Source organism: Psychrobacter sp. T6-1 (genome assembly GCF_052258445.1).
On the sequence record NZ_JBQQFC010000235.1, the window covers coordinates 1 to 3938 of the forward strand.

Here is a 3938-nt window from a genome sequence, read left to right on the forward strand (position 1 = left end):
ATTGCCGCCCATCCTGATCATGCACTATTACAGTTTCCGCAGTTCTATCGAGACGCAGGACGTGCTGATATTCATAGCGAGCTTAACCATTACTTTAACTATCATCTGTATAGAGCGTTCAATCGTACGCGAGCTTTATCGACAGGAACTTACGCCGTTATCCGTCGCCGCGCTCTGTTAGATATGGGTGGCTGGTCAGGTGCGTCAATCACCGAGGACGCGCAGATGGGTGTTCTGATGCACCGCACAGGCTTACGTAGTCGTTTTATTCCTAACGTTATTGCAACGGGTTTATTACCCAATACGTTTTGCGACTTGATCGGGCAACGTCAGCGCTGGATTTATGGTAATGCACAAGTACTCAATACTTACTTTACCGCGCCTACCTTACAAAAGCCTACCCACGAGCGCTTGAGCTACTTACGAGCTCATTTATCGCAGCTGAGCGCTTGGATCAATTTTACGGGTGTTTTTATACTACTGCATATCTGTACGCTGCTAGTCATCGCAGCGTTATTACTAACAAATATAAGCGCAAACATAGCTGCACTACTGACGCCGCTGTATGTCGTGTATGCCGCTTATGGCGTTTTTTTGCTAAGACGCCTATGGGCTTATCTACAAGACTCATCTCCATTAAATAAACAGGTGAATAAGCACTATGCGCCAACACTGAGTAAAAAGTTGCGAGCTTGGGCGCTACATTTAAATTTTTGGGAAATTGGTGCACTGTCTTGGCTTCCTGTGCTTTGGGGACGGGATAAACCTTTTGTTTGTACGCCCAAACAAGATATCGCTCGTACTAAGCAAACGGTACTAGGCGATAATATAAGAGCGCTACCAAAGCTGATCATCATGCTAAATATCGTCACGTTGGTACTGTTATCGCCATTGTCAGTCTTGTACTCGCCCGTGTTATTTGTCAGTGCACTAATCATTACAGCGATTAAGCTGTGGTCAGCTAAAGTCGCTTTTGACAATTATGCTTATAGTGATGTCAGCAAACCTTTAACGATGAGCAGCACTGTACCTGCTAAAGCATCAAGCCATGTAAATAACTCCATTTCTGCTACGTTTAATAGTAAGAAACTACAGGATTCTTAACGCTACAACCCACCCTTTTATAGTGATAGATTGACGGACATCCCATGCGCACGATTATTGACGATATAAGCGTTACCACAAGCAAGCCATATTCCCCAACTTATACTCATGACATAGCAAATGGGTCATCAAAACCACTGCGTATCGCTATTATCGCGCATTCTTTATATCCCATCGCGCAGCCGTACGCGGGCGGTCTTGAGATGATTACCGAGCTTATCTGTAATGAGTTGGTCGCTCAAGGACATGACGTGTTGCTCTATGCGCACGCTGATAGTCAAACCGATGCGACGCTAGTGTCCTTTATGACGCGTACGCAGTTTGAGGCACTGGTCTATGATAACGAACATGACTCGGTCGGTATGAGCCGTGAGGAGCTATATCAGTATCTGGTCTATCAGCACGCTATGCGCGATATCATCAGCCGTGATGAACAAGGAGAGATCGATGTGGTGCACAATCACAGCTTACATCACATACCGATGATGATGGGTCAGGCGTTTGGTGCACGTTTTTTTACTACCTTTCATACACCAATTTTCCCGCAACTGCGTTTGGCACTATTGACCCTACGCCATGGCACGCACACCCAGTTCACCGCAATCAGCGCTCATCAGCAGCAGCTATTTGCTGAGTTTGCACCCTCGCACGTGGTCTATAACGGTATCGATGTACAGTCATTTGCAGCCAATACAGACCCAATAAAAGATGAGGTGTACTTTTGGTACGGGCGTATCTGTATTGAAAAAGGTACGCATCTAGCAATGGAGTACTGTAAAGCGGCTGGCAAGCGCCTGATCATTGCAGGGCCTAAGAGTAACGAGGAATATTTTGATAAGTACGTTGCGCCGCTACTAGAAGAGGATAAAAATGACGGCGCGCCAGCATTATTTAATTACGTCGGTCATTTGAGTAAAGCGCAAATCAATGAGCGTTTAAGTCACGTCACCGCCATGCTGTTTACTAGCACTTGGGATGAGCCTTATGGTTTGACCCTGGCTGAGAGTTTGGCTTGCGGCACGCCTGTAATTGGCTTTGATGTTGGTGCAAGTAGCGAGATTGTCACAGCTAATACTGGCATTATCGTACCTAAAAAGGATAAACACGCTTTTATTCAGGCTTTTGATGGTATTCAAGATATTTCTCGCGCGGCATGTCGCCTACGTGCTGAGCAGTTCTGTTCGGTTGCAGCAATGGTCGATGGCTATCTAAGTTTATACGAGCACGCTGTAGAGAATATCAATATGAATGGTGCTCAGAGCCGAGCTGTATCGTTTTAGATTAGGATATCTTTTTATGCGTATTGGCTATTATGCTCACCATCATGGCTCAGGTCACAGCCGTCAAGCGGATAAGTTAGCGGCTCTACTACCTTTTGCATTGCGCTCGCAGATGACCGTATTTACCAGCTTGCCTAATGAGGGCTATCGTTTTGATGCTATAGCTGATGAGCAAATCGTACGTTTGAGCGCTGAGGATCAGCTGCCAGAGGATGTGCTACCGGGACGAGCTGGAGAGTATTGGCAGCCAAGTAGTTTGCATTATTCACCGGTAGGTAATAAAAACATTCAAACACGCAGTTGGCAGCTGCTTGACGAGATACGCAAGCGCCAGATTGATCTGATGATTATTGATGTCAGCGCCGAAGTCGCTATGCTGTGCCGCGCCGCTAGCGTGCCATATTTATATGTGAGACTAGCAGGCGAGCGTGATGATGAACCACACTTAAATGCCTTTGCTGGCGCGCTTGGGTTACTGGCGCCTTATCCAAAGACACTAGAAGCAGCAGCGACGCCAGACTGGGTACGGCAAAAAACGCTATATCTGAATTTTATGCCCAATAAGACGGATGAGCCGTTATCATTTACTGCATTTATAGATAAGCTAATGACGCTGACCTCAGATGATACGCTTTATAAGCGATTGTCCTCTGTAGATATCATCAATAAAGGGTCTGAGATGACTTTTGTAACGGTGATCAAAGGGTACGGTGGGCATGAGGCAATTGATGCTAAATTGCCAGAGCTGCGCCGCGTGTTACCAAACGCGTTGATTATATCGCTTGGACCTATCGGTGACGACATGCGCGGTTATGTTGATATCGCCGCTCACGTCGAGGATGTAACGCCTTTTATTACTTATAGTGATTTGCTAGTGATGGCCTGTGGCTTAAACGGTATTGCACAAGTCTATGATTGTGCAACGCCGCTTGTGGTATTGCCCGACGCGCGCCCGCATCGTGAACAAGAAGTGATGGCAGAGGCGCTTATTGAACAAGGACGCGCACTAAGTTGGTCGCAGTTTATCGCTCAAACGACAACGTCAGAGCATCAAGATCCGCCATCTTACTTGAATAAATTAGCAAGTACTGAGTCAATCAATAAAGACAGGAATACTGTGATAAGCACTCAAACTAACACGCCTGCGCACAGATTTATGGATAGCGTCGCTAACTATAATCTTGTCAAAACTTGGTTTGAAGACTGGCTATTGCCTCAATTTGATATAAAACCTAAACAATCTTAAAAGCATAAGAGTATAGAGAATTATGACAATCAAAGCGCAAGACGCCGATCACAACGCAATTGCTGTCACTGTACCTTTGAGTGTCATCACTACATGCTATGGGCGCAACCAGCACTTATACAACTTACTTAGTAGCTTAGCGCAGGGTAGCGCGCGCCCAAGCGAAGTCATCATCGTTAATGATGATGCCGAACCTGCACGCCTTGCAGAGTACGATCTAAACATCGTCAAAATTCCAACGACTGAGAATGGGTTGGCAAGTAATGCGTCGTTCGATATTGGTCGTAATCGTAATCTTGGCGCGGCGC

At 46.1% G+C, this 3938-nt stretch carries 4 protein-coding genes; all 4 read left to right on the plus strand.

The genetic code is table 11. The features are described 5' to 3' along the window. Positions 1–1104: glycosyltransferase family 2 protein (locus tag ACTXGO_RS10765; RefSeq protein WP_443574448.1), on the plus strand; the 1104-nt coding region annotated here is incomplete at its 5' end. A 44-nt stretch (positions 1105–1148) separates the two neighbouring features. After that, positions 1149–2384, plus strand: coding sequence for a glycosyltransferase (locus tag ACTXGO_RS10770; protein WP_443574450.1), 1236 nt, complete (start codon positions 1149–1151; stop codon positions 2382–2384). A 16-nt stretch (positions 2385–2400) separates the two neighbouring features. After that, complete coding sequence (locus ACTXGO_RS10775) at positions 2401–3630, plus strand: hypothetical protein (RefSeq protein WP_443574452.1); 1230 nt, start codon at positions 2401–2403, stop codon at positions 3628–3630. Between the two features lie 22 nt (positions 3631–3652). Beyond that, a partial coding sequence (locus ACTXGO_RS10780) for a glycosyltransferase family 2 protein (RefSeq protein WP_443574454.1) occupies positions 3653–3938 on the plus strand: 286 nt, incomplete at its 3' end.